General features: G+C 74.7%; 25 protein-coding genes. 15 read left to right on the plus strand and 10 right to left on the minus strand.

The features are described 5' to 3' along the window. Positions 1 to 512: response regulator (locus tag AB0M11_RS11130; protein WP_365703778.1), on the minus strand; the 512-nt coding region annotated here is incomplete at its 3' end. Positions 513 to 977: 465 nt separating this feature from the next. Here AB0M11_RS11130 and AB0M11_RS11135 point away from each other — a divergent pair. From AB0M11_RS11135 to AB0M11_RS11150, 4 genes are all read left to right on the plus strand, one after another. After that, a complete protein-coding gene (locus tag AB0M11_RS11135; RefSeq protein WP_365703780.1) occupies positions 978 to 1,934 on the plus strand; it encodes a ScbA/BarX family gamma-butyrolactone biosynthesis protein in 957 nt (318 codons plus the stop codon). A 27-nt stretch (positions 1,935 to 1,961) separates the two neighbouring features. Continuing rightward, on the plus strand, positions 1,962 to 2,891 hold the full coding sequence (locus AB0M11_RS11140; RefSeq protein WP_365703782.1) for an NAD-dependent epimerase/dehydratase family protein: 930 nt from the start codon (positions 1,962 to 1,964) through the stop codon (positions 2,889 to 2,891). Between the two features lie 271 nt (positions 2,892 to 3,162). Then, positions 3,163 to 4,134 (plus strand): D-2-hydroxyacid dehydrogenase family protein, encoded by a 972-nt coding sequence (locus AB0M11_RS11145; RefSeq protein WP_365703784.1) that lies wholly within the window; start codon positions 3,163 to 3,165, stop codon positions 4,132 to 4,134. Between the two features lie 123 nt (positions 4,135 to 4,257). Then, on the plus strand, positions 4,258 to 4,542 hold the full coding sequence (locus AB0M11_RS11150; RefSeq protein WP_365703786.1) for a chaplin: 285 nt from the start codon (positions 4,258 to 4,260) through the stop codon (positions 4,540 to 4,542). Between the two features lie 64 nt (positions 4,543 to 4,606). Here the strand turns inward: AB0M11_RS11150 and AB0M11_RS11155 are convergent, their stop codons facing one another. The 7 genes from AB0M11_RS11155 to AB0M11_RS11185 form a co-directional block, all read right to left on the minus strand. Next, positions 4,607 to 5,473: a tyrosinase family protein gene (locus AB0M11_RS11155; protein ID WP_365703788.1), complete on the minus strand. Its 867-nt coding sequence runs from the start codon at positions 5,471 to 5,473 to the stop codon at positions 4,607 to 4,609. After that, entirely contained in the window at positions 5,457 to 5,954 is a 498-nt protein-coding gene (locus AB0M11_RS11160) for a tyrosinase family oxidase copper chaperone (protein WP_365703790.1), read from the minus strand. The genes AB0M11_RS11155 and AB0M11_RS11160 overlap by 17 nt, the downstream gene beginning before the upstream one ends. Before the next feature lie 124 nt (positions 5,955 to 6,078). Then, on the minus strand, positions 6,079 to 6,603 hold the full coding sequence (locus AB0M11_RS11165) for a hypothetical protein (protein ID WP_365703792.1): 525 nt from the start codon (positions 6,601 to 6,603) through the stop codon (positions 6,079 to 6,081). 265 nt (positions 6,604 to 6,868) lie between these two features. Continuing rightward, positions 6,869 to 7,369, minus strand: coding sequence for a DUF5949 family protein (locus AB0M11_RS11170; RefSeq protein WP_365703794.1), 501 nt, complete (start codon positions 7,367 to 7,369; stop codon positions 6,869 to 6,871). 155 nt (positions 7,370 to 7,524) lie between these two features. Further along, the gene (locus AB0M11_RS11175; RefSeq protein WP_365703796.1) at positions 7,525 to 7,815 is read right to left on the minus strand and encodes a hypothetical protein; all 291 of its coding nucleotides are present in this window, start codon (positions 7,813 to 7,815) and stop codon (positions 7,525 to 7,527) included. 106 nt (positions 7,816 to 7,921) lie between these two features. Beyond that, on the minus strand, positions 7,922 to 8,584 hold the full coding sequence (locus AB0M11_RS11180) for a hypothetical protein (RefSeq protein ID WP_365703798.1): 663 nt from the start codon (positions 8,582 to 8,584) through the stop codon (positions 7,922 to 7,924). Between the two features lie 256 nt (positions 8,585 to 8,840). Next, on the minus strand, positions 8,841 to 9,080 hold the full coding sequence (locus AB0M11_RS11185; RefSeq protein ID WP_365703800.1) for a chaplin: 240 nt from the start codon (positions 9,078 to 9,080) through the stop codon (positions 8,841 to 8,843). Positions 9,081 to 9,318: 238 nt separating this feature from the next. Between AB0M11_RS11185 and AB0M11_RS11190 the strand changes: the two genes are divergently transcribed. The 9 genes from AB0M11_RS11190 to AB0M11_RS11230 all read left to right on the plus strand — a co-directional run bounded on the left by AB0M11_RS11190 (position 9,319) and on the right by AB0M11_RS11230 (position 19,766). Then, positions 9,319 to 10,437, plus strand: coding sequence for a DUF3344 domain-containing protein (locus tag AB0M11_RS11190; protein WP_365703802.1), 1,119 nt, complete (start codon positions 9,319 to 9,321; stop codon positions 10,435 to 10,437). Positions 10,438 to 10,494: 57 nt separating this feature from the next. Further along, positions 10,495 to 11,655, plus strand: coding sequence for a glycosyltransferase (locus tag AB0M11_RS11195; RefSeq protein WP_365703804.1), 1,161 nt, complete (start codon positions 10,495 to 10,497; stop codon positions 11,653 to 11,655). After that, on the plus strand, positions 11,652 to 13,073 hold the full coding sequence (locus tag AB0M11_RS11200) for an exopolysaccharide biosynthesis polyprenyl glycosylphosphotransferase (protein ID WP_365703806.1): 1,422 nt from the start codon (positions 11,652 to 11,654) through the stop codon (positions 13,071 to 13,073). Before AB0M11_RS11195 ends, AB0M11_RS11200 begins: the two co-directional genes overlap by 4 nt. 2 nt (positions 13,074 to 13,075) lie before the next feature. Then, positions 13,076 to 14,386: an O-antigen ligase family protein gene (locus AB0M11_RS11205; RefSeq protein ID WP_365703808.1), complete on the plus strand. Its 1,311-nt coding sequence runs from the start codon at positions 13,076 to 13,078 to the stop codon at positions 14,384 to 14,386. A gap of 92 nt (positions 14,387 to 14,478) precedes the next feature. Further along, on the plus strand, positions 14,479 to 16,095 hold the full coding sequence (locus tag AB0M11_RS11210) for a lipid II flippase MurJ (protein ID WP_365703810.1): 1,617 nt from the start codon (positions 14,479 to 14,481) through the stop codon (positions 16,093 to 16,095). A gap of 76 nt (positions 16,096 to 16,171) precedes the next feature. After that, entirely contained in the window at positions 16,172 to 16,861 is a 690-nt protein-coding gene (locus AB0M11_RS11215; protein WP_365703981.1) for a polysaccharide deacetylase family protein, read from the plus strand. Further along, positions 16,862 to 18,013: a glycosyltransferase gene (locus AB0M11_RS11220; protein ID WP_365703812.1), complete on the plus strand. Its 1,152-nt coding sequence runs from the start codon at positions 16,862 to 16,864 to the stop codon at positions 18,011 to 18,013. Further along, positions 18,010 to 18,651, plus strand: coding sequence for a lipopolysaccharide biosynthesis protein (locus tag AB0M11_RS11225; RefSeq protein ID WP_365703814.1), 642 nt, complete (start codon positions 18,010 to 18,012; stop codon positions 18,649 to 18,651). Before AB0M11_RS11220 ends, AB0M11_RS11225 begins: the two co-directional genes overlap by 4 nt. Then, on the plus strand, positions 18,648 to 19,766 hold the full coding sequence (locus AB0M11_RS11230; protein ID WP_365703815.1) for a GNAT family N-acetyltransferase: 1,119 nt from the start codon (positions 18,648 to 18,650) through the stop codon (positions 19,764 to 19,766). Before AB0M11_RS11225 ends, AB0M11_RS11230 begins: the two co-directional genes overlap by 4 nt. Here the strand turns inward: AB0M11_RS11230 and AB0M11_RS11235 are convergent. Beyond that, entirely contained in the window at positions 19,763 to 21,211 is a 1,449-nt protein-coding gene (locus tag AB0M11_RS11235) for a glycosyl hydrolase (RefSeq protein WP_365703817.1), read from the minus strand. The two genes, AB0M11_RS11230 and AB0M11_RS11235, sit on opposite strands and share 4 nt — an antisense overlap. 161 nt (positions 21,212 to 21,372) lie before the next feature. Between AB0M11_RS11235 and AB0M11_RS11240 the strand changes: the two genes are divergently transcribed. After that, positions 21,373 to 22,767: an ATP-grasp domain-containing protein gene (locus AB0M11_RS11240; RefSeq protein ID WP_365703819.1), complete on the plus strand. Its 1,395-nt coding sequence runs from the start codon at positions 21,373 to 21,375 to the stop codon at positions 22,765 to 22,767. Next, complete coding sequence (locus AB0M11_RS11245; RefSeq protein WP_365703821.1) at positions 22,767 to 24,023, plus strand: FAD-dependent oxidoreductase; 1,257 nt, start codon at positions 22,767 to 22,769, stop codon at positions 24,021 to 24,023. The genes AB0M11_RS11240 and AB0M11_RS11245 overlap by 1 nt, the downstream gene beginning before the upstream one ends. A 45-nt stretch (positions 24,024 to 24,068) precedes the next feature. Here the strand turns inward: AB0M11_RS11245 and AB0M11_RS11250 are convergent, their stop codons facing one another. After that, a complete protein-coding gene (locus AB0M11_RS11250) occupies positions 24,069 to 24,881 on the minus strand; it encodes a chaplin family protein (RefSeq protein ID WP_365703823.1) in 813 nt (270 codons plus the stop codon). Between the last annotated feature and the right edge of the window lie 87 nt (positions 24,882 to 24,968).

Genomic DNA, 24,968 nt, shown 5'->3' on the forward strand with positions numbered 1-24,968 from the left:
ACCCGGCCGGCGGCCGGGTCGTCACCCACGGGCCGCGCCCGCACCCGGCGCAGCACCGCCTCCATGCGGGCCAGCAACTCCCGGAAACCGTAGGGCTTGACGAGGTAGTCGTCCGAACCCGCCTGCAGGCAGAGCACGCAGTCGAGCTCCGAGCCGCGCGCGGCGACGGCGATGATCGGCAGGTCGCTGACCGCACGGATGCCCCGGCACACCTCCAGGCCGTCGAGGTCGGGCAGGTCGAGACCGAGCAGCACCAGGTCCGCCTCGCGGTGGCCGCGCAGCGCCTGGGCGCCGGTGGTGGCGCCGTGGGTGGCGTAGCCGTGCCGGACGAGCCCCTGCTGGAGGGTGTCGGCGGCCCGCGGGTCGCTCTCGACGACCAGGACGCTCAGCGCTCCCGCCCGGGGCGCGCCGTACGCGGGGGCCGGGCGGGCCGGGTGTCCGGCCGGGACGAGCGGGCCGTGCGAGCGGTGGCGCCGCGGCGACGGCGCCAGGTCCGCGTACTGGCGGTTCATCTGCTCCCCCTGAGGCACATCCACGTCATCTCGGACTCTGCGGGTTCACCACCAGACCGTACCAAACAGACTTGTCTGATTGTCAACCGATGAGCGAGGCGGGCGAGTCGCGTCGACCAACCCTCGGAGCCGCCCTCTTGAGCTGCGATTTCGTCGGATTACTGGACAAGTGGGAGGTCGGGCTCCGGTCATTCGTGCCAGGAAAAGACTTAACCAAGGCGCACGCCCTTCTTATGAATCATACAGGCTTGCACGTTTCACACTGACAATTCCGACATAGCGGCCAGACATCGTTGGCAGCGAGAACCTCCGCCTACTCAAATCGCCCAAGAAACCTCCTCACCCCTTGCGAAACCGGACCGACCTGTCTGTATCTTGTGCTCAGAACGTCGGCCACGGGGGGTGACAGCCGACGTACGGCCTGTTGCCCCCTCCTACCCGTCACACGACACAGGAGCGCTGCACATGCCGCACCTCACCGACCGGGCCATCGCCCCGAAGCACCTGCTTCCCGGACTGACCACCACTGTGCCGCGTGAGTACGTCCACCGCGCGGCGGTCTCCGAAGTCCTGCTCACCGGCTGGGAGCGCGACGAGGCCCCGCACGGCGACGGCTTCGACGGCTTCGTCGTCCGGGCCCAGTGGCCGCGCAGCCACGCGCTGTTCGCCCCCGACAGGGGCTACCAGGACCCGATGCTGCTGATCGAGTCCGTCCGCCAGATCGGCTCCCTGCTCGCGCACGCCGAGTTCGACGTGCCGTTCGGCCACCAGTTCCTCATGTCTGATATGTCCGTGACCGCGGAGCCCGACCTGCTGGTCACGGACGCGGTCCCCACCGAGGTCGAGATGCACACGGTCTGCCGGGACATCGTCCGCCGCGCCGGCCGACTGCGCGAGATGCGCTACGACGTCACCGTGGTGCGCGAGAACGGGGCCCGCGCCACCGCCTCGGCCGCGTTCCGCTGCATGAGCCCTGAGGTGTACCGGAGGATGCGCGGCGAGCGCCCCACCACCACCGACCGCACCCCGCCGGCCGCCCTCGACCCGGCCGCCGTGGGCCACGCCAGCGCCCGGCACGTCGTCCTGGGCGCGCCCGCGCCCGGCACGCACGACCGATGGGAACTGCGGGTCGACACCGCGCACCCGACCTACTTCGACCACCCCGTCGACCACATACCCGGCATGTTCCTGCTGGAGGCCGCCCGGCAGGCCGCGCACGCCCGCACCGGGGCGCCCTGCGCCGTGCTGCTCGGCCTGCGCAGCGAGTTCACCCGGTACGCCGAACTGGACGCGCCCTGCTGGATCACCGCCGAGCCCGAGCCGTACGGCGGCGCCGGCGACCTGCTGGTGCGGGTGCGCGGCAGCCAGCGCCAGGAGACGGTCTTCACCGCCGAGCTGGTCCTGCGGCCGCGTGTCCGCTGACCCCGACCACACCCCGGGAGGCTTCTCGTGCCCACCCTTCTCATCACCGGCGCGTCCGGGTTCGTCGGAACCCACGTGACGCGCGAGGCGCAACGCCGGCGGGCCGACCTCAGGCTCATGAGCCACCGCCGGTCCCTGCCGCGGTCCTGCTCCGGGGCGCGGACCGTGCACGCCGATCTCCGCGACCCCCGCTCGCTGCGCGGGGTGTGCGACGGGGTCGACGTGGTCCTGCACTGCGCCGCCCAGATCGGCGGCAGCGCCGCGGCCAACGAGGCGGTCAACACGCACGGCACGGCGGCGCTGGTCGCCGAGGCACGGCGGGCCGGAGTCCGCCGGATCGTCCAGCTCAGCACGGCCTCGGTGTACGGCCGCGGCACCTTCCGCGGGCACCGGCCCGAGGAACTCGCCCGCAATCCCGTCTCCGTCACCTCCCGTACCCGCGCGGCGGCGGAGGACGCGGTCCTCGCGGCCGGCGGGGTGGTCCTGCGGCCCCATCTGGTCTTCGGCACCGGCGACCTGTGGGTCGGCCCCGACCTGGCACGGCTGCTGCGGGCCCTGCCGGGGAGGGTGGCCGGCTGGCTGTCGCGGGCGTCGGTCATCGGCGCGCCGGACCTGGCCCGGCTGCTGGTCGCCACGGCGCTGGCGCCGGACGGGGCCCTGACCTCGCGGGTGTACCACGCCGCGGATCCGACGCCGGTCACGGTCGGCAGCGCGCTGCGGGCGGTCGCCGACTGCGCCGGGATCGACTGGCCGCGCGCCGATCTCACGGTCGAGGGGGCCAAGGCGATCCTCGCGGCGAAGGGGGTCGCGCCGGCCAAGCTCGACATCCTCACGACGGACCACTTCTTCGAGGCGGGCGCGCTCTGGTCGGAGCTCGGTCTGCGTCCGGGCGGTGGGTTCGCCACGTGGTTCCGGCGGGCCGAGCGGTGGTATCGGGCGGCCCTTGCGACGAACTGAGTCTGCGCCGATCCGTCGCCCCGGGTACCGGGTCCGGTGGCCCCACCCACCGGACCCAGTTGCCGCCGCCCACCTGAGGGGGGCGGCGCTTTTGTTGTGCGGGGGGTGGTGTGCGCCTCAGGGGGTGCCGGGTTGTGCTGTTCGGCGGGTGCGGGTTCGTCCGGGCTGATCGCGCAGTTCCCCGCGCCCCGGGAGGGGCCCCTTGAGTGGGCCGGAACCTTGAACCGCACGCCCCCGGAGGGGCGCCTGGGGCGGCCGGTACCTTGGCGGCATGCGTCTTCGGTGTGCTGTGCTCGACGATTTTCAAGGGGTGGCCGGGGAGTTCGGGGACTGGGGCTCGATCGCCGACCAGGTCGACGTCGTCTCGTTGCGTGAGCATCTCGTCGAGGAGGACGAACTCGTCGCGGCGCTCGCCCCGTTCGACATCGTCGTCACTCTTCGCGAACGTGTCCCCTTTCCCGGGTCGCTTCTTCGGCGGCTGCCGCGGCTGCGGCTCCTGGTCGCCTCCGGGATGCGGAACAGCGTCATCGACTACGCGGCCGCACAGGCGCACGGGGTCACCGTGTGCGGGACGGAGAGTTCCTCGGCGCCGCCGGTCGAGCTGACCTGGGCGCTGCTGCTCGGCCTGGCCCGCGGGCTGGTCCAGGAGAGCACGGCGGTGCGGACCGGCGGGCCCTGGCAGTCCACCGTCGGCGCCGATCTGCACGGACGCCGGCTCGGGCTGCTCGGACTCGGGAAGATCGGGAGCAGGGTCGCGCAGGTGGGGCTCGCCTTCGGAATGCGGGTCAGTGCCTGGAGCCAGAACCTCACCGCGGAGCGTGCCGAGGAGGTCGGTGTCGACCTCGCGCCGAGCATGGCGGACCTGCTCGCCACCAGTGACTTCGTCTCGGTCCACCTGGCGCTCGGCGACCGTACGCGGGGGCTGCTCGGCGCGGACGAGCTCGCCCTGCTCAAGCCCACCGCCTACCTGGTCAACACCTCCCGCGCGGCCGTCGTCGACCAGGACGCACTGCTCGCCACGCTGCACGAGGGCCGGATCGCGGGGGCCGGGGTCGACGTCTTCGACGTGGAGCCGCTCCCCGCCGACCACCCCCTGCGCACCGCGCCCCGGCTGCTGGCCACCCCGCACCTCGGCTACGTCTCCTACGCCAACTACACGACCTACTACGGCCAGGCCGTGGAGGACATCCGAGCCTTCCTGGCGGGTGCCCCGGTACGGCGGCTGCCCCAAGGGGTGTCCTGACTCCGACCCTTGGGGTGATCGTCCGCTGATCGGCGTGACCAGCCGCAGGTCGGGACGTTGAACGGGGAGTGCGGCGGCAGGACCGGCCACCGCACTCCCCCGAGCAACAAGAAGGAGAACGTGATGTCTCGCATCGCGAAGGCAGCCGCCGTCGCCCTGGGCACCGGCGCTGTGGTGATCGGCGGGGCCGGCCTGGCCCTGGCCGACGCGGGTGCCAACGGCGCGGCCGTCGGCTCGCCCGGCGTGCTGTCCGGCAACGTCATCCAGGTCCCGGTCAACATCCCGGTGAACCTGTGCGGCAACACCATCGACGCCGTCGGCCTGCTGAACCCCGCCTTCGGCAACACCTGCGTCAACGAAGGCCACCTCAAGGGCGGCGACAACAAGAGCGGCGGCTACGGCCACTGAGCCACCGTCGGCGGAAGGGCCCCGGTGCGCAAGGCGCCGGGGCCCTTCCCGTGTCCGTGGGGTTTCAGGCGTACCGGTAGATCCGGCTCACGTCCTCCAGGGACTGGGGGGTGACGTCCCACGGGGGCAGCTTCCCGTCGCGGGCGACGACCCGGTCGTGCTGCGGGTCCGTGACGCCCGGCGGCCGCGCCGGCAGGTAGCGCTGCCCGCGATGCCGGGCCTGCCAGCGCTCCCACTGCAGGTCGATGAAGGCGTGGTGGAACCAGAAGACGGGGTCGTTGACGGACGCGCCGCCGAGCATCGCCCCGCCGACCCAGCGGTGCACCCGGTTGTGGTTGTGCCAGGAGGCGCTGCCGCTGCCGGTCCCCCAGCCCTCCAGCTTGTTGCGGAAGCCTCGGGTGACGGTGGAGTCCCAGGGCGGGACGTCGTAGGTGGGGTCGTCGAGCGCCCAGTCGAGCTCGGCCCGGGTGGGCAGTTCGATGGGCCGGCCGGACCGGCCCAGGTCACGGGCGAGGAACTCGCCGTCGGTGACGCCCTCCTTGATGGTCCAGTGCCCGCCCGCATAGGCGAACGGACCGGTCATCACCTGCTGGTCGCGGGCCCGGCCGTTCCCGCCGAGCAGGTCCTTCGTCCACGGCACGCCGGTCTTCGACCGGTCCTTGGTCCAGTCCCAGTACGGCACGGTCACCGAGGAGTCCACCCGGCGCAGGGCGCGCTCCAGGTCCAGCAGGAAGCGGCGGTGCCAGGGCAGGAAGGAGGGGGCCATGTGGGCCGTGCGCAGCCCGTCGTCGCCGTCGGAGGTGTAGTAGTCGATGTGCGTCCGTACGAACTCGTCGTACTCGCCCCGCCGTTTGACCTCAAGGAACGCCTTCACCAGCCGCCTGCGCTCGCCGGCCGTCAGCCTGGCGACGTCCTTACGCACGTACGTCATGGTCTCCCCCCATGTGCGTGTGTCCCCCGCCCATCGGTCCGGGCGCCAGGTCGCGCAGCCGCTGGCCGGGCCCGATCTGGTCGACGGCCGCCCGCGCCGCCTGCAGCGGGGTCGGGTACGAGCTGTAGTGGTCGACCATGCTGAGCCAGGTGCCGTCGGCCCGCCGCATCAGGTGCAGCGGCCGGCCGTCCACGGTGACCTGCCACTCGCCCCGGCCGACGGCGGCCCGTCCGACCGGCGGCACCAGCACCCCGTGGATGCGGCGGCCCCGGTAGGTCTCGTCGAACGAGGTGCCCGCCCGCCCGTTCGCCGGAGGCACCGGGCTGGAGGCGGCGACGACCGGGGCGACTGCCAGGGCGGCCGCGGAGGCGAACAGCCCCCGCGTCACCTCGCGCCGGGTCGGTCTGCCCGTCCCGGCTCTGTCCGGCTGTCCGGCACCCGGCTCCGCGCCCACCGCCACCCCGCCGAATCCGACGACCATGCTCACTCCTCGTACGGTTCACCGTTCGCTGTCGGTACCGGTAACCGTCCGAGGGGCCGCCCGGTCACCACCGCGCCGCCATCCGGTGCACTCGAAGGCCGAAAAGACCTTCCCCGGAGAGGAGTTACCGCCCCGGGCCGGCACCCAGGTCGCCGCCGGCCACGGTCTGCAGGGCCGGGGCGAGCAGGCCGGCCCGGGGTTGCCTGAGGCCCGGCAGGCCGAAGTGGTGCGGGTCGGGCGCGGTGAGCGGGGCGTCCAGGGACAGGCCGGGGGCGAGGGCGCGCAGGTCGCTCGCGGGGGCGTCGACGCCGACGTGGTCGAAGTCGCCGCCGAGGACGTGCGGGAGCGGGGCGCGCAGGTCCAGGCCGGGCAGTCCGCCGCTGACCGGCAGCTGCGGCAGGGCCCGGTCGGGCAGGAGCCGGCCCTCGACGTAGCGCGGGCCCTCGGGGGCGCCGGGCGTCAGCAGCGGCAGCTCCATGCCGAGCTTGGGCACCTCCATGTCGAGGGACTTCCCGACGCCGTCCAGCGGTACCGGGACGGGGACCGTGCCCGCCGCGGCGGCGGGCGTGGCGGCGGCACCCACGGCCGCCACGGCGGCCACGACTCCCGTGACTGCGGCGGCGAGGGTTCCTCGGGTGGTCGGCTTCATGTCTGGTACGGGCCTTTCAGGAGGCGGGGCGAGGGACGTCCGTACCGGGTAACGAGCCGGAAAACGGCATCAATTCACAATTCGCCCGGGTGCAGCATTAGTCGGCTTGTCACTCGTCGGCTTGTCACTCGTCGGCTCGTCCTGACATCGGCTGGTCTTGACATCGGCTTGTCTGGAATACGGCTGGTCCTGTGGTCGGCTCGTCAGTCGGTCGGTTGATCGGCTCACGCCGCCGCCTCGGTCCCGGCGCCCGCGGTCCGGGCTGTCAGCCGCGCAGGCTGCGGGCCGGCAGCACGACGTGCGCGGCGGCCGTCAGGGTCTCCTCGGCCCCGGCGAAGTCCTTCAGCGCCTCGGGGGTGACGGGCCTGCCGGGCTCGCCCTCGGGCCACGGGCGGGTGGTGAACACCAGGTAGGCGTAGCCGCGTGCGCGGACCGCGGCGAGCCACTCCGGGGGCGCGGGGCACTGGGCGTTGAGCGGGGCCAGGTTGAGGACGGCCTGGCCGGCCTCGACGAGCAGGGTGACGGGCAGGCCGGGCCGGGCGGTGCCGTCGACGACGTCGCCGCCGACCGGCAGTCTGTTGTTGGCCAGCAGCGCCTCGATCGCGGCGGAGGTGGCCCCGGGTCCGCCCTCCGCGTCACCGAGGGAGTAGGCCAGCAGGTACGGCATGTCGCTGCCGTCAGGCGCCTCGCCGCTCCAGGCCAGCACGACGAGGGTGCCGAGGTCGGCGAGGCGGAAGGGGCGGGTTGCGCTTGGGGTTGAGGTCACCGCGCGACCCTATCGACGGGCCGCCCGGCGGCCGGGTACCCGCTCACCCGACCGGCGGACGCCCGCGGGGCTGCGCCACACGAACGAGGGACGGCCCGCGATGTCCCTCGAACGGCGTCCCTCGAACGGCCGCCGCGCGCTCCCCGTCGGTCGCCTCAGCCCTGCAAGGGCAGGCCGCCGAGGAGCGGGTTGTGCTGGTTGAGGCTGCCTGCCGCGCCCTTGACCGTGCTGAGCACGGAGTCCTTGTTCTCGGTGTCGAGCGCGTTCGACTGGTGCTGCAGCGGCATCGCCTGGTCCAGGCGCAGGGGACCCTTGGTGAGCGTGTTCACCGCGCCGTTGAGACTCGTGGGCGTGAGGTCGGCGGTGGTGTAGGCGAACGCGGGCGCGGCGACGCCGGCGAGAGCCACGGAACCGGCAACGACGGCGGCGGCCTTCAGGGACTTCATCGTGTTCCTTTCTTCGGCGACTTTCGGCGTGCCTAACGATGTCCCGGCGGCCCGGAAACCCCGCGTCCGGAAGACATATGAGATCACAGTCCGTGAGAAGCCCCGGTCAGGACGGGGGCAGCGGCAGCGGCGGGGTCGCCGTGAGGCCGGGCGTCGCCGCGTGTCCGGCGAGGTCGGGGGCGGGCAGCGTGCCGCCGAGGAGCAGCGCGGCGAGGTAGTCGACCACACCGGTCAGGACGGCGTCGGCGGCCGGGGCGACCTGGCCGGCGTCGCCGGAGGTGACGGCCTTGACCAGGTTGTCGATGGCGGTCCGCAGGGCCTTCAGCGCGTCCCCGGCCAGATCCTCGGCCGGGGCGGCGCCGAGCCCCTTGGCCTGGGCGGCCGCAGCGGCGGCCACGGCCGGCGCCGCCGGGACGCTCGGCAGGGCCGGGGTGGAGGGCAGGGCGGGGGCCGCGGCCGCCTCCGTGAGCCGGGCGATCGCCGCCTTCGCCGCGTCGGCGAGCCGGGCGGCCCGGTCGGGGGTCAGCTGACCGCGGTCCGCCTCGAGCACGGCGGTGAGCAGGGCGGTGACCGGTCCGAGCAGGGCGGTGAGACCGCCGAGCGACCTGGTCCGGCCGAGCAGCGCGTCGGCACCGGGTACGGGCGTCCGGGCGGTGGCACGGCCGCGCTCGTGGGCCGGGGCGGCGAGGGCCGCCGGGCCGGTGATCCCGGCCAGGAGGGCGGCGCAGAGCGCGGTGGACGCGAGACGCCGTGCGGGCAGGGCGCGCATGGGTGTTCCTTTCGGTGTGCGTCGGATCCTGCTGCCCACCGTGAAATCGCCCGTGCCGGCCCGCAACCGCTGGTCCGCCCGCCGAGGCCGGCCCGGAGAAGCCCGGACGCCCAGGAGCCGGGACGCCGAGAAGCCCAGGTGCCGAGAAGCCCGGACGCCGAAGAGCCCGTCGGCGGACGGCCGTGCAGACGCAGGTCGGCCGTCCGCTCGCGGGGTGCGCGGGCGGACGGCCGGCCGAAAGGGAACTGCAGCCGCGTCAGTCGTTGACGCAGGTGTTGCCGAACGCGGGGTTCAGCAGGCCGGTCAGGTTGATGGTGTTGCCGCAGAGGTTGATCGGCACGTGGATCGGAACCTGGATCACGTTGCCCGACAGCACGCCCGGGGAGTGAGCGGCGACGGCGTTCGCGCCGCTGTCGGCGGCAGCCACACCGGCGCCGCCGGCGACGGCCGCGACGGCGGCGGTGGACAGGACCAGGCCCTTCGCGATACGCGACATGGAGAAGTGCTCCTTGGGATCGAGACAAACATCCGGGCGGATGCCCAGCGCTGTGTCAACGCGCTGTACCGGCCCGGGTTGTGCCGCCAAAGGAGTGATCTCCGGGTGCCCGCCCTTCACCAATCCGACACACTTGACCGGTTTCGCCGGATTAGTACAGATACCGACTAGAGTTGCGCATCTCCCGATCACCCCGTATCGCCGTCCTCTCGCACTCCCCGGAAGGGCTGAGCCGGTCATGCGCAATCCCCTCGGCCCGCCGCTGCTGCGCCGCGCGTCGGTCGGCGCACTCGCCCTCGCCGCGCTCTGGGCACCGGGCACCGCACGGGCCGCCGCCCCGCCCGCCCCGCAGACCGCGCGCATCCCGTTCGCCGAGCGCTACCACGCGGTGCAGCACGGCGGGTTCGCCCGCGCGGCCAACACCTCCGTCAGCTGCCGCACCCCGGCCCACGACCCGGCCCACCCCTCGCCCGCCGCCCCGGCCGAGCCGCCCTGCCCGGCCGCCCGCGAGGGCCGAATCCCCGCGGTGAACGGGGACTTCGACATGTTCTACGTCGACGTCGACAGCGATCCCGACACGTACAACTCCTCCCGCGCCGAGCTCCGGCTGCCGGCCGGCGCCCGGGTGACGTACGCGCGACTGTACTGGGGTGGCAACCTGCTGGCCGGCGAGCAGAAGCCGGCGAGGGACGACGGACGGGTGCTGATCGCCGAACCCCACGGCGCCTACAAGGAGTTGCTCGCCGACACCGTGGTGGGTCACCGGGTGGCCGGCGGCGCGGACGCCTACCAGGCCTCGGCGGACGTCACCGCCCTGGTCCGGTCGAGCGGCTCCGGGCTGTGGACGGTCGGCCAGGTGGACGTGGCCAAGGGCAGGTCCGGGCCCGGTGCCTGGGGCGGCTGGACCCTGGTCGCGGCGTACGAGGACCCGGCGCAGCCCCGGCGCACGCTCGCCCTCTTCGACGGCTTCGACTCCCTCGACCGGGCGACCGAGGTTCGGCTGAACGGGCTACACCTCCCGCGTGGCGCCGGAGGCCAGGTGGGTCTCGTGGCCTACAACGGCGACCGGGGCGGCACCGGCGACTCGCTCACCTACGCCACCGCCGGCCACGTGCCCGTCCCCCTGGAGGACTCCGCCGACCCGGCCGACGACGTACTCAACTCCACGATCAACGAACCCGGCCCGGTACGCGCCCGGCGTGAGCCGGCGTACGTCAACACGCTCGGCTACGACTCGGATGTGTTCGATCTAGGTACTGGTCTCGCCCGGGGCGGTGACCAGCTGACCTTCCGTGTCGTTTCCCAGCGCGACGCGGCGTGGGCGGGCGCGCTCTTCGCCGCTGTGGACGCGCCGTAGTGCGGCGCGTTCCGGCCCGCAGTCCCGAGCGCCCCCCGTGAGCGAGGAAATCCGCGTATGCACCGATCAGCAACCGACCCTCGGCCGCGGGTCCTCCACCTGGCCCAACCCGTCGAGGGCGGGGTGGCCCGGGTCGTCCTGGACCTGACGAAGGCCCAGCTCACGGCCGGTCTGCGGGTCATGGTGGCCTGCCCCGGTGGTGAACTGGCCGAGCGCGCGCGGGACCTGGGCGCCGAGGTGCGCGGTTGGCGCGCCGACCGCTCGCCGGGCGCCGGTCTCCCGGACGAGGTACGACGGCTCGGCCGGCTGCTCGACGAGGTACGGCCCGCACTGGTGCACGCGCACAGCGCGAAGGCGGGCCTCGCCGGACGGCTCGCCGTGCGCGGCCGCGTCCCCACCGTGTTCCAGCCGCACGCCTGGTCCTTCGAGGCGGTCGGCGGCGCCACCGCCGCGCTGGCGCTGCGGTGGGAGCGGTGGGGCGCGCGCTGGGCGCACCGGGTGGTGTGCGTCAGCGAGGCCGAGCGGGCGACCGGCGTGCGCGCCGGGATCCGCGCCCGCTGCACCGTCGTACCGAACGGCGTCGACACCGGGCACTTCACCCCCGGCGGGCGGGGGCCGGACCAGCGGCCCGCGGGTGCTTCCGCAGCGGCTCCGCTGGTGGTCTGCGTCGGGCGGCTGTGCCGGCAGAAGGGCCAGGACGTGCTGCTGCGGGCCTGGCCCGAGGTGCTGCGCCGGGTGCCGGGCGCCCGGCTGGTGCTGGTCGGTGACGGCCCCGAGGAGACCGCGCTGCGCCGGCTCGCCCCGGCGTCCGTCGAGTTCGCGGGCGCCGTCGCGGATGTCCGCCCCTGGTACCGGGTCGCCGACCTGGTGGTGCTGCCCTCGCGCTGGGAGGGCATGGCGCTCGCCCCGCTGGAGGCGCTGGCCTGCGGGCGGCCGGTGCTGGTCACCGACGTCGACGGCGCCCGCGAGAGCCTGCCCCCCGGCCACGCGGCGCACTGCCTGGTCCCGCCGGGGCGGCCGGGCGCGCTGGCCGGGGCCGTCGCCGCGCTGCTCCTCGACCCGGAGCTGCGCGCGTCACTCGGCGACCAGGGGCGCCGGCACGTCCTGTCCACGCACGATGTGCGGCGCACGGCGGAGGCGGTCGCGGATCTCTACCGCGAACTCCTCGGCGGGCGGCCGCTGGTGTCCTTCGAGTGCAGGGAGTCCATCCACTCGTGACCGCGGAAAGCACCGTCCCCTCCCCCGGCACACAGCCCCGGGACCACGGACTCTCGCCTGTCTCGGTCCTGCCGCCGCGCACCGCCGGCGGCTTCCGGTTCCCGCTGCGCCGGCCGCCCGCCCGGCCCGCCTCCCCGGTGCCGCTGCTCGCCGCCGACCTGTGCGCCACGCTGCTCGGCGCGGCCGCGCTCGACGAGGCCGTCCGCCGGCCCGCCCTGGTCGGTGTGCTGCTGGCCGGGGCGATCCTGCTGCGCCCGCGGACCGCCCGGCGGATGACCGGGATCCTGGACGAACTCCCCGCCGTCTGCGGCCGGATCGTCGTCCTCTGGCTCGGGCTGGCCACGGTCGTCGCCGCCTGGGACCCGGACCGCGCGCTCTCCGTGCGCGTCCTGCTGCTCGGCTTCGCCCTGCACGCGGCGGCCGCCGCCGCGGGCCGCGGCCTGGTGCACTGGCGGCGCCGCGTCACCCTGCTGCGTCGGCCGCGCGCCGCCCTGGTCATCGGTCCGGCCGCCACCGCGCAGCGGGTCGCCGCCGCCGTGCTGCGCCACCCGGGCTGCGGAGTGCGCCCGGTCGGCGTGGTCGCCGAACACCCCGAGGGTCCGGCGGGCCTGCCCGTGCTGACCACCGGCGAGGAGGTCGAACGGGCCCTGATCCAGAACGGGGTCCGGGCCGTCCTCACCGTGCACCCGGCCGTCCGCACCGAACAGGGCCCGCTGCTGCGGGCGCTGGCCGAGTCGGGCTGCGTGGTGTGGGAGGTGGACGCGGACTCCCCGGCGTACGAGATGCGCGACCAGCTCGCCGGGTTCTCCTGCCGCCGCCTGGAGATGGGCTCGCGGCGGCGCGGCAGCGCCGGCAAGCGGGTGCTGGACATCGCCGTCTCCGGGGTGGCACTGCTGCTGGCCGGGCCGCTGCTGCTGGTCTGCGCGGCGGTGCTGCGGATCACCGACGGCCCCGGAGTCGTCTTCCGGCAGGAGCGGATCGGCAAGGACGGCCGGCCCTTCACGCTGCTGAAGCTGCGCACCCACCGCCCGGTCGACGAGCACGAGGCCGCGACCCGCTGGAGCGTGGCCGGCGAGATCAAGATGAGCCGCTTCTGCCGCTTTCTGCGCCAGAGTTCGCTGGACGAGCTGCTCCAGCTGTGGAACGTGCTCTGGGGCGACATGAGCCTGGTCGGCCCGCGCCCCGAACGCCCCTACTTCGTGGGCCAGTTCAGCCAGACCTACCCGGGCTACGCGGCCCGCCACCGGATGCGCACCGGCATCACCGGCCTCGCCCAGATCAACGGGCTGCGCGGCGACACCTCCATCGAGGACCGGGCCCGCTTCGACAACGCCTACATCGACAACTGGTCGCTGTGGCAGGACGTCTGCATCCTGCTGCGCACGGCGGCCGCGCTCGTGCGCTCGACGGGGAGCTGAGGATGAGCTTCGCACTGTCGCCGGCCAGGCCGCTCAGGCTGCCGCCGGTGCTGGCCGCGGTAGCGGTCCTCGCGGTCCTCGCGCTGCCGCTCGCCCCGGGCGGCGAGGAAGGCGGCGCCGGTCCGGCGGACGCGGTGTCCGCCCTCGTGGTGCTGTACGCGGCGCTGCGCACGCTGCGGGAGCGGCGGCGGCCGCTGTCCGCCACGGCCGTGCTGGTGCTCGGCATCCCGGTGGTGGGGCTGGCCGTCGCGGCGATGGGCGCGGCCTCGCCGGGCGCCGGACTGACCGGCCTCGGCCGCTACCTCCAGGTCTTCGTCCTGGTCCCGGCCGCCGTCGTGCTGCTGGTCCGGGACCGCGCCGACCTCCGGCTGCTGGCCTGGTCGTTCGTCGGGCTCGCGCTCTGGCAGGGCGCGGTCGGCGTGCACCAGTACGTCACCGGGACCGGGGCGTCGTACCAGGGCGAGGAGATCCGCGCGGTCGGCACCTTCGGGCCGCAGGACGTGATGGGGATGGCCACCGTCGTCTCGTTCGGTCTGGTGTGCGCGCTCGGGCTGGCGCTGGGGCGCACGCCGGTACGGCAGCGGGTGGCGGCGGGCGCCTGCGCGCTCGGGCTGCTGCTGCCGCTGGCCGTGTCCTTCAGCCGGGGCGCCTGGATCGCGACGGCCGTCACCTGTGTGGTGCAGCTGGCCCTGGGCGGGCTGCGGCGGGCGCTCAGGGTGGCCGCGGTCGCGGTCGCGGCCGGGGTGGTGCTGGTGGGCGGCTTCGGGGTGGGTACGGCGATGCTCCAGGAGCGGCTCAGCAGCATCGGGCAGGTGGCCGACGCGCCGGACCAGTCGGTGGTCGACCGGTACACGCTGTGGGCGGCGGCGACGGGGATGTGGCGGGAGCACCCGGTGACCGGCGTCGGCCTGAAGAACTTCCCCGCCTACCGGGACGCGCACGCCTCGCTGGCGCTGTCCTCCGGGAGCGACACGGAGGGGGCGGGGGCGGCGTACCGGAAGCAGCCGCTGCTGTCGCCGCACGACATGTACCTGCTGGTCCTCAGTGAGCAGGGGCTGCTCGGACTGTCGGCGCTGGCGGGCAGTTGGCTGGCGCTGCTGGTGTGCGGGGTGCGCGGGTGGTGGCGGGTGCGTGCCGGTGACGGCCTGGACTGTGCGGTGGTGGGGTGCGGGCTGCTGGTCTGGCAGCTCGTGGACTTCGCGTACGCCGACATCGGGGGGCCGTCGACGGTTCTCACGGCGGTGGTGTTCGGGGCGGTTGCCTGGTGGGCGCTGGTGGGGGCGGAGCGTGCCGAGGAAGCCGCGGCGCTATGACGGTGACGCCTTCTCGGATGCCGGGAGTGGAAGGGCCGGATGCCGGCTGCGGGCCGGTGGGGGTTGACCGCGCCCACGCGGCGGAGCCGCACATGTCACCGCCCCGCGCCCCTGGGCATGGTGGCGAACCCGGCGTCGAGAACCCACCCCCCACGCGGGGATTCCTCGCCAGGGCCGCTCTCGGGACTGCTCTTTTCTCCGTGCTCGGGTCGCTGCTCGGGCTGGTCCGGGACCAGTCGCTGGCTCGGCTGTTCGGGGCCGGGCGGGACACCGACGCGTTCCTCGTGGCGTGGACGATTCCGGAGTTCGCCGCGACGCTGCTCATCGAGGACGGGCTGGCGTTCGCGCTCGTCCCCGCGTTCAGCCTGGCGCTCGCCCGCAGGGGGCAGGGGGCGCCCGGTGACCCCGTGCGCTCCCTCGTCGCCGGCACCCTGCCCAAGCTGGCGCTGGCCTTCGCCGGTGTCGGCGCCCTGCTGATCGGCGGGGCCCCGCAGCTCGTGGAGGTGCTCGCGCCCGGACTGCGGGATCCCGGGCTGGCCGTCGGCTGCACCCGGCTCACCGCCACCTGTGTGCTGACCTTCGGGCTGGCCGGGTACTGCAGTGCGGCGCTCCGCGCGCACCGGCGCTTCCTCGCGCCGGCCGCGATCTACGTCGCCTACAACGCCGGCATCATCACGGCGATGTTCGCGCTCGGCGGCCACTGGGGCGTGCGGTCGGCCGCGTTCGGGGTGGCGGCCGGGGGCGCGCTGATGGTCGCCGTGCAACTGCCCGCGCTGCTGCGGCAGCTGCGGCAGGGGCCGAAGGCGCGGGAGAGCGCGGCCGTGCCCGAGGAACGGCCGCTGAACGTGGCGCTGATGGCGACCGTGCTGCTGTTCGCGCTGTGCCGGCAGTCGCAGGTGCTGATCGAGCGGTTCCTCGCCTCGCACCTGCACTCCGGGGCCATCTCGCACCTGAACTACGCGCAGAAGGTCGCGCAGATCCCGATGACGATGTCGATGATGCTGTGCACGGTCACCTTCCCGGTGGTGGCGCGGGCCCTGGCCGAGGGCGACACCGAGCGGGCCCGCGACCGGGTGGAGCGGGACCTGTCGGTGGCCGCGAGCGTGGTGCTGCTCGGCACCGCCGTGGTCGTGGCCTGCGCGCCGCAGCTGATCCGGCTGCTGTTCCAGCGGGGGGCGTTCACCGCCGCGGACACGGCCGCCACGGCCGGGGTGATGCGCGTCTACGCGCTCGGGCTGCTCGGGCAGACCCTGGTCGGGGTGCTGGTCCGTTCCTACTTCTCGGCGGGCCGCGCCACCTGGTACCCGGTGGGCGCGATGGCCGCCGGGATCGTGGTGACCTCCTGGCTCGGCGCCCTGACCGTCGGCTCGTACGGCGTCACCGGGATCGCCGCCGCCAACGCCACCGGCATCACCGCCAGTGCCGTGCTGCTGCTGGCCGGAACGGGCCCGCGCAGCGTCCCGATCCGTACCCGGCGGGTGCTCGTCGAGCTGAGCCGCCCGGTCCGGGCGGCGGTCGCCGCGGCCGCGGTCGGCGTCTTCGTCGCCGCGCGCCCGGCGGATCCGTTCACCGGTCTGGCCGCCGGCGCCACGGCCGTCACCGTCGTCTTCGTCCTGCTCGGCTGGGCCCTGGACGCCCAGGGCTTCGCACCCGCACTCCGTTCCGTAGCCACCGTCACCCGAAGGCTCGCGCATGCCGTCTTCCATTGAGTCCGCTGAGTCCGCCCGGAAGGCCGAGAAGGCCCAGAAGGCCGGACGCGTCACCGGCCCGGTCCCCTGGGTCGCCATGTACCACTCCGTGGGCGACTGTTCCGACGATCCGTACCGCGTCACCGTCACCCCGGAGCGCCTGGACCAGCAGCTGGGCTGGCTGCGCCGGCGGGGCCTGCGCGGGGTGTCGGTGGCTGAGCTGCGCGCCGCGCGGGCCCGTGGCGAGGGGCGCCGGCTGGTGGGGCTGACCTTCGACGACGGGTACGCCGACTTCCTCGACCACGCCCTGCCGCTGCTCGAACGCTGGGGCTGCGGCGCCACCCTCTTCGTGCTGCCCGGCCGGCTCGGCGGCGACAACGCCTGGGACCCGCTCGGCCCGCGCAAGGCGCTGCTCACCGCGGACGGGATCCGGCGGGCGGCGAAGGGCGGGGTGGAGATCGGTTCGCACGGGCTCACCCACGTCGACCTGACGAAGGCCGACGAGGCGACCCTGCGGGCCGAGGTCGCCGACAGCCGGGCGCTGCTGGAGGAGCTGGTCCAGGCCCCCGTCGAGGGCTTCTGCTACCCCTACGGGACCGTGGACCGACGCGCCGTCGACGCCGTACGGGACGCCGGGTACGGGTACGCCTGCGCCATCGACCCCGGCCCGCTGGGCGGCCCGCACGCCCTCCCCCGAGTGCACGTCGGGCAGGGCGACAACGCCCCGCGCCTCTTCCTGAAGTACCGGCTGCACCGGCTGCGCCGCCGTCCGGTCGAGGGGCTGTGAATGAGGGCGCTGCATGTCATCACCGGCCTCGGGGTCGGCGGCGCGGAGCAGCAGCTGCGGCTGCTGCTGCGGCACCTGCCGGTCTCCTGCGACGTCGTCACGCTCACCAACCCGGGACCGGTCGCGCGCGGCCTCGCCGCGGACGGGGTGCGGGTGGTGCACCTCGGGATGGCCGGGAACCGGGACCTGTCCGCGCTGCCCCGGCTGGTCCGGCTGATCCGCCGGGGCCACTACGACCTCGTCCACACCCACCTCTACCGGGCCTGCCTCTACGGCCGGATCGCCGCCCGGCTGGCGGGCGTGCGGGCCGTCGTCGCCACCGAGCACTCGCTCGGCGACTCCCAGCTGGAGGGGCGTGAACTGAGCGCCGGGGTACGGGCGTTGTACCTGGCGGGCGAGCGGCTGGGGCGGTCCACCGTGGCCGTCTCGCCGACCGTCGCCGAACGGCTGCGTCGGTGGGGCGTGCCGGGGTCGCGGATCGAGGTGGTCCCGAACGGCATCGACCTGGAGCGGTTCCGCTTCGACCCGGCCCGGCGGCAGCGGGTGCGCGACCGCCTCGGCATCCCGCCGGACGCCTGGGTCGTCGGTGCCGTCGGGCGGCTCGCCCCCGGCAAACGGTTCGGCGTCCTGATCGCCGCCCTCGCAGGCCTCCCCGCCGACTGCAGGCTGCTGCTGGTGGGCGGCGGCCCGGAGGAGGACGCGCTGCGCCGCGCCGCCCGGGAGGCCGGGATCGCCGACCGGGTGCTGTTCGCCGGGGAGCGGCCCTACGCCTCCGAGCACTCGCACGACCCCGACCTGCCCGCCCTGACCTCCGCCATGGACGTGTTCGCCTCCCCCTCCGCCGAGGAGGCCTTCGGGCTCGCGGTCGTCGAGGCGCTGGCCGCCGGGCTGCCCGTGCTCTACAGCTCCTGCCCGGCCGTCGAGGACCTGCCGCCCGCCGCCGCCCCCGGCGCCCGCCGCGTCACCGGCGACGCCGACGCCTACGCCGCGGCGCTGGCCGCCGCCCGCGCCGCCGCCCGCGCCGCCGGACCCGGCCCGCGCGGCGCGCCGGACGCCGCCCGGCACTACAGCATCACCCGCAGCGCCGCCCAGCTCATGGACGTCTACGCGGCCGCACTCGCCACCACACCTCAGGGAGCCAGCACGCCATGACCGAGAACCCCGACCGAGCACCCCGCTCGTCGCGCCGCGCCGTCCCGCCCTGGTCGCTGCTGGCGGCCGGCGTCCTCACCGGCGGGCTGCTGGGCGGCGCCTACGGTGTGCTGACCCCGCCCAGCTACACCGCGACCGCGTACGTCATCGCGGTTCCCGCCGACAAGTCCGACACCGCCGCCGCGCAGGGCTTCGCGCAGGCCTACGGCCGGGTCGCCACCCAGCTCGCGGTGCTCGACGACGCCCAGATGTGGGCCGGGGTGCCGCTGCGGACGCTGCAGGACAGCGTGCGGACGGAGACCTCCCCGGACGCGCCGATGGTCGCCGTCTCGGCCACCTCACCGCACGCTCTGCAGGCCACCGACATGGCGAACGCGGTCGTCCGCTCGCTCGTCCAGCACGCCAACGGCACCAAGGGCGCCACCAACGTCGAACTGATCAGGTTCTCCCGGGCGCTGAAGCCGACCGCGCCGACCTCCGCGTCGACGAAGGTGACCGCTCTGGTGGGCGCGAGCGCGGGCGGGCTGCTCGGCGGCCTGGTGCTGCTGGTGCGGCCCCGGCGCCGCGTGGCGGAGTCCGCGGTGCAGGCCTCGGTGCCCGGTCCGGCCGTCGCCGCCGACGTTCGCGGACAGCTGTGACGGCGACGGCCCACCCCACGCTCGCCGCGTACCGCACCGACCTGGTCACCGACGAGGACGCCTTCGCCGCTCTCGGCCCGGCCTGGGGCCGCCTGTACCGGCGGTGCGGCACGGCCACCCCGTTCCAGAGCCACGCCTGGCTGCACTCCTGGTGGCGCTCGTACGGCATCCCCGGGCGGCTCCGCCTGGTCCTGGTGCGCCACGGCGGTGAGCTGGTCGGCGCGGCTCCGCTGATGCTGGTGCACCGGCCGCTGCCCACCCTGGTGCCGCTCGGCGGGGCGATCTCGGACTACGCGGACGTGCTGCTCGCCGACGCCGACGACGGCCGGGTGACGGGCGCGCTCACCCGGGAGCTGGCGGAGGCGGCCCGCACGGCACTGATCGACTTCCGCGAGGTGCGGCCCGGCAGCGCGGTCGAGCGGGTCTACGACCGCTGGCACGGACCGTGCCGGAAGGTGCCGGACTCGCTGTGCCTGGAGCTGCCGGCCGTGTCGATGGACGAGCTGGTCGGCCGGCTGCCCTCGAACAAGGCGCAGCGGGTCCGCGCCAAGCTGCGCAAGCTGGGTTCGCTCGGGGTGCGCCGGGACGTCGTGCCGCCCGACGGGGTGGACGCGGCGCTGCGCCGCCTGCTCGATCTGCACCGGCTCCAGTGGCAGGGGCGGAAGGTGACCGCCGAGCACCTCCAGTCCCGCTTCCAGGAACACCTGGTGCGCTCGGTGGGGCCGATGGTGCGGTCCGGGGACGCGGTGGTCACCGAGTTCCGGCTCGACGACGAGGTGGTCGCCGTCGACCTGACCCTGCTGTCGCCGAGCCTGGCCGGCGGATACCTGTACGGGGCGCATCCCCGATTGCGGGAGCGCAAGGCGGACGTGGCGGTGATGCTGCTGGACGCCTGCACCCAGCACACCGGCGCCGGTGAGCGGGGCGCGCTGAGCCTGCTGCGCGGCGACGAGCCGTACAAGCACCACTGGCGGCCCCGGCCGGTCGTCAACCAGCGGCTGCTGCTGGCCCGGCGGCGCACCGCCCCGCTGCTGACGGCGGCGCTGTGCGACGCCGCCGCCCGGCAGCGGATCAAGGAGGTGCGGCACCGGTGGAAGGAACGCAGGCAGGACTAGGGCGTGCGCGGCGTCCTCGACCACCAGTCGAGGCGGATGCAGAGCTTCCCGCCGAGCCAGTACTCGACCCAGGCGCCGAGGTCCATCGGAACGCAGCCGGCCCGGGGCGTGCCCGCCGGTTTCGGCGTCGGGCCCGGTGTCGTGGTGGGGGTCGGGGCCGGTTTCGGCGTCGGGCTCGTGGTCGCGGTGGGGCTCGGGACCGGCTTCTGGGTCGGGGCCGGGCTCGGAGTCGGACTCTGGGTCGGACTCTGCGTCGGCGCCATGGTGTCGGTGCGGCCGGAGAGGGCCTCGCGGTAGACGCGCGCCGAGAGCGGGTTGGCCGAGCACTGCCAGACACCGTGCGGGCAGTAGTCGGTCAGCGTGTTGTACAGCGGCTTGTGCTCGTCCATCCAGGCGAGCATCCGCCGCATGTACTCGGCGTTGTCACCGTTGCGGAAGAGACCCCATTCCGGATAGGAGACCGGTTTCCCGTGGGCCTTGGCGAAATCGACGTGCTGCTGAAGTCCGTAAGGCTCCCGCACCTGTTGGTCGAAGGAAATTCCGGTCGGCTGGTCGTACGAGTCCATGCCGATGATGTCGACCGTGTCGTCCCCGGGATAGCACTGCGTCCACGGTACGGCGTCGCGGCCCCGGCTCGGCGTGAAGTCGAACCGGAATTTCTGGCCCGGCACCGCCCGCATGGTGGTGACGATCCTTTTCCAGTACGTCTTCCAGGCCTCCGGGTCCGGCCCGCAACGATGGGTGTACGTAGTGCCGTTCATCTCCCAGCCGAGCACGATGACCGTGTCCGGCACCCGCAGCTCCACCAGCCGCTCGGCCAGCGCCCGGAAGTGGTGATCGAACTGCCCGGCCGCGCCCTGCCGCAGCAGCTCGCGGACCTCCCGGTCCCCGACGCCCTCCTCGTTGCGCTCCTGCATGGGCACGTTGAGGACGAGGGTGCGGTCGGCCTTCTGCCGTCGCCAGTGCGCCCAGACGTCCAGGAAGCCGGGGGCGCCCTCGATGTCGGACCAGCGGTTGCCGGGCAGATAGGTGTGCGCGACCTTGAGCTCGGTGCCGCCGAGCCAGCTGCTCAGCTGGGCCATCCGGGCGACACCGAGCGGGCCGGAGTCGAGGAACGCCCCGAAGGCCGGGGGCATCGCCCTGGCCGGTACGCCGACGGCCGGTCCGTGGGCGGCCGGGGCCGGCGTCGGCAGGGGTGCCGCCGATGCCGGGACGGACGTCGTGGGCGTCGGGGCGGCCGGCGCGCGGTCCGGGACGGCCGGCGCCGGTCGCGGGACGGTCTTCGTGGGGGTCGGAGCCGGTGGGTCGGTGACCCGCGCCGCCCCCGCACCCGCCGCGAATCCCGGGCCGGTCGCCAGGGTCGCCGAGGCGACGACGACGGCCGCCGTGACCACGGCCGGCCGATACCACCGGAGCCGCGTGCGCTGTCGCTGCCGTGGGGCCATGCCTGCTCCTTTCTCCACCAGTTCCCGCCCGTTCGCAGAATCCCTGAGGTAGTGCCAGTTACTGACACTCAGTCATATCAATATGAATTCCGCCAGTGCGGTTGCGGCTTTCGGGTGCCCCGAACGCCCGCACGGGTGAACCGACGCAAAGGAAAAGGTCCGTGTCGCTGCTAGACATCCGGGTCCCCGCGGTATTGCTGCGGATCGACCGGAATCCCTTTCACCACGGCACCTTGGGGGCCGTGCGCTCGCTCGGCAGAGCCGGTGTGGACGTCCACGTGGTCGCCGACTCCGCAGGAAGCCCGGTCCGCAAGTCCCGGTTCGTACGACAGCTGCATCCGCCGCCGGCGCCGGGCGCGTCGCCCGCCGAGATCGCCTCGGTGCTGCGCCGGGTGGCGGCGCGGATCGCCCGTCCGGCGGTGCTGATCCCGATGGACGACGCGAGCGCGATCGCGGCCGGCCGGCTCCGTGAGGACCTCACCCCCGCCTACCTGCTCCCGCACCAGCCCGGCGCCCTGCCCGAACGCGTCGCCGACAAGGCCGAGTTGGCCGAGGTGTGCGCGGCGGCCGGGATCCCGCACCCGGTGACCGAGGTCCCGGACAGCGCCGAGCGCGCCGCCTCCGCCGCCCGGCGGCTCGGACTGCCGCTGATCGCCAAGTGGAGCCGGCCCTGGCTGCTGCCGGCCGGGGCCGGGCTGCGCAGCACGGTCGTGGTGCGCTCGGCGCGGGAGGCGGGGGAGCTGTTCCTGCGCAGCGAGGAGGCCGGCAGCAGGCTGCTGCTCCAGGAGTTCCTGCCGCCGGGCCCGGACCGCGACTGGTTCTTCCACGGCTACGCCGACCGCACCGGGGCGGTGCGCTCGGGCGGCCCCGGCCGCAAGCAGCGGGCCTGGCCGCGCGGTGCCGGACTGACCGCGGTCGGCCTGTGGACGCCCAACCCGCAGGTCCAGGGGCTGGCCGAACGGCTCACCGGCGAACTGGGCTTCCGGGGCATCTTCGACCTGGACTTCCGGCGCTGCGGCAGCACCGGCCGCTACCACCTGCTCGACTTCAACCCCCGGCCGGGCGCCCAGTTCCGGCTCTTCACCGACAGCGCGGGCGTCGACGTGGTGCGCGCCCTGCACCTGGACCTGACCCACCGTCCGCTGCCGGACGGGATGCCGCTGGCCGGGCGGGCGTTCGTGGTGGAGAACTACGCGCCGCTCAGCGCGCTGCGCCCGGCGCCGCGCGGGCGGGAGCTGGCCTGGTCCGCGCCGGACGACCGGGGGCCGGGCCTCGCGATGTGGGCCCTGTGGGGCCGCCATGTGGCGGGCCGGCTCCTGAACCGCCTGCACGACACCGCCCCCGGCCGACCCGCCCGGCCGCACTCCCCCTCCCCCTCTTCCCCCTCCTCCGTGGTCCGCCAGGCCGGTGACGTCCGCCAGGCCGGTGAGGCCGCCGTGCCGGGCGCCCGGGGCGAGGAACGCACCGGGGTGGCGGGCCTGACCGCCGCACCCGGCCTCCCCACCCTCTCCGGTCAGCCCGACCGGTCCGACGACGAGAAAGCGAGCAGCTGCTGATGTACGACCTGCTGGTGGTGGGCGCGGGCCCGTACGGCCTGTCCATCGCCTCCCACGCCGCGGCCGCGGGCCTGACCGTGCGGGTCCTCGGCCGCCCGATGGCGTCCTGGCGCGACCACATGCCCCGCGGGATGTTCCTCAAGTCGGAGCCCTGGGCCTCCAACCTGTCGGATCCCGAGGCACGCTGGCGGCTGGACGTCTACTGTGCGGGGCGCGGTGTGACGGCCCGGCACGGGCAGCCGATCCCGCTGGACATGTTCGCCGAGTACGGCCTGTGGTTCGCCCGCAACGCCGCCCCGCCCGTCGACGAACGCATGGTCACCCGTGTCGCGCCGCGGGCCGGCGGCTTCGACGCGACGACGGAGGACGGCGAGGTCCTGCGCGGCCGGACGGTCGCGCTCGCCATCGGGGTGCTGCCGTTCGTCGAGATCCCCGCCGCCCTGCGCGGCCTCTCCCCCGACCTCGTCACGCACAGCAGCCACCACGCCGACCTCGACCGCTTCCGGGGCCGGGACGTCACGGTGATCGGCGGCGGCCAGGCGGCCCTGGAGACGGCCGCGATCCTCGCCGAACTGGGCAGCCGGGTCCGGGTGGTGGTGCGGGCGGACCAGCTGTTCTGGAACGATGTGCCGCCGCCCTGGCAGCGTCCCTGGTGGCAGTCGGTCCGCTCCCCGCACAGCGGGCTCGGCCCCGGCTGGCGCAACTGGTTCTACGCCGAGCGGCCGGGCCTGTACCGGCGGCTCGCGGAGCCGACCCGGGCCCGGATCGCGGCGACCGCCCTCGGGCCGGCCGGCGCCTGGTGGGTGCGGGAGCGGGTGGAGGCCGGGGTGGAGGTGCTGCTCGGCCGGGAGGTGACCGCGGCCCGCGCGACGGCGGACGGGGTACGCCTGGACCTGTCCGGCGCCGAGGGCCGCACGGGCACCCTGGAGACCGGCCACGTCATCGCCGCCACCGGGTTCAGGGCGACCCGGGACCGGCTCGGGCTGCTCGCGGGCGAGCTGCGCTCGACGCTGGTGACGGGGGCCGACGGGGCGCCGGAGGTGGGCCGGGACTTCGAGTCGTCCTACCCCGGGCTGTTCCTGGCCGGTCTGATCACGGCCGCGGGCTTCGGCCCGGCGATGCGCTTCGTGCACGGCGCCGGCTTCACCGCGGGCACGCTGGTGCGCGGGGTACGGCGGCGGCTGCGTTCGGGGCCGGCCGGCTGGGGCATCCCGGCGGGGCGCCGGGAGTCGGCACCGGATCCGGTCCGCACCTGACGAACGGGTGCCGGGCGGCCATCGCGTCCGGCACCCGCTCCCTGCCTACGGGCGGCGGGACGCGGCCCGACCGCGCCGGTACAGGATCGTCCCGCCCGCGATCAGCGCGGCGCTGGCGGCCGAGGTCGCGAGCATCGCCCCGGTCCCGGTGTGCGCGAGACTCGGCGGCACCCCGTGGTCGTGGCCACCGACGGGCGGCGCCGTCTGCCGCGGCGGGGTCGAGTGCTCCGGCGGCGTGGAGTGACCTGGCGGGGTCGTCCGGCCCGGCGGGGTGGGCTGACTCGGCGGAGTGTCGTGGCACGGAGGAGAGTTGTCGCCGCCGTACCCGGGCGGGGTCTCGTGCCCGTACCCGGGCGGGGTCTCGTGCCCGTATCCGGGCGGGGGCACCTCGCCGTAGGGCCCGGGGGTCTCGCGGGGGCCGGGCGGGCTGTCGACGCCGTACCCCGGGCCGCCGTAACCGGAGTTGCCGCGGCCCAGGTCGCCGTAGTGACCGAGGTCCCGGTGGTCCAGGTCGCCGTAGGCGGAATCGTGGTGGCCGGTGTCGCCGTAGGCCATGTCGTCATGGGCCAGGCCGCCGTACGGCGAGCCGTGGGTACGGACGTGCTGGTCCGGATGTGACGGGTTGGCACAGGAGTTGCCGAAGGCCGGGTTCAACGCGGCGGCGGCGTCGACCGAGTTGCCGCAGACGTTGACCGGCACGCTCACCGGGGCCTGGACGTTGTTGCCGGACAGGACGCCCGGCGAGCCTCCTCCGATCCCGGTCGCCTCCGAGTCGGCGAACGCGGGGCTGCCGTACAGGGACAGAATGCTCGTCGCAGCGGCGGCGGCGACCATTCCCCTGCTGAGGGTCTGTCGCAATCTCGTTGTCTTCCTGCTTGACGAAGTGGGAAAGCCGGCCTCGGAACGCGGATGCGGAGGATCGCCGGTCCGAGGCCGGCCCTGACC

It is taken from the genome of Streptomyces sp. NPDC051987, assembly GCF_040680735.1.
Taxonomy (GTDB): Bacteria; Actinomycetota; Actinomycetes; order Streptomycetales; family Streptomycetaceae; genus Streptomyces.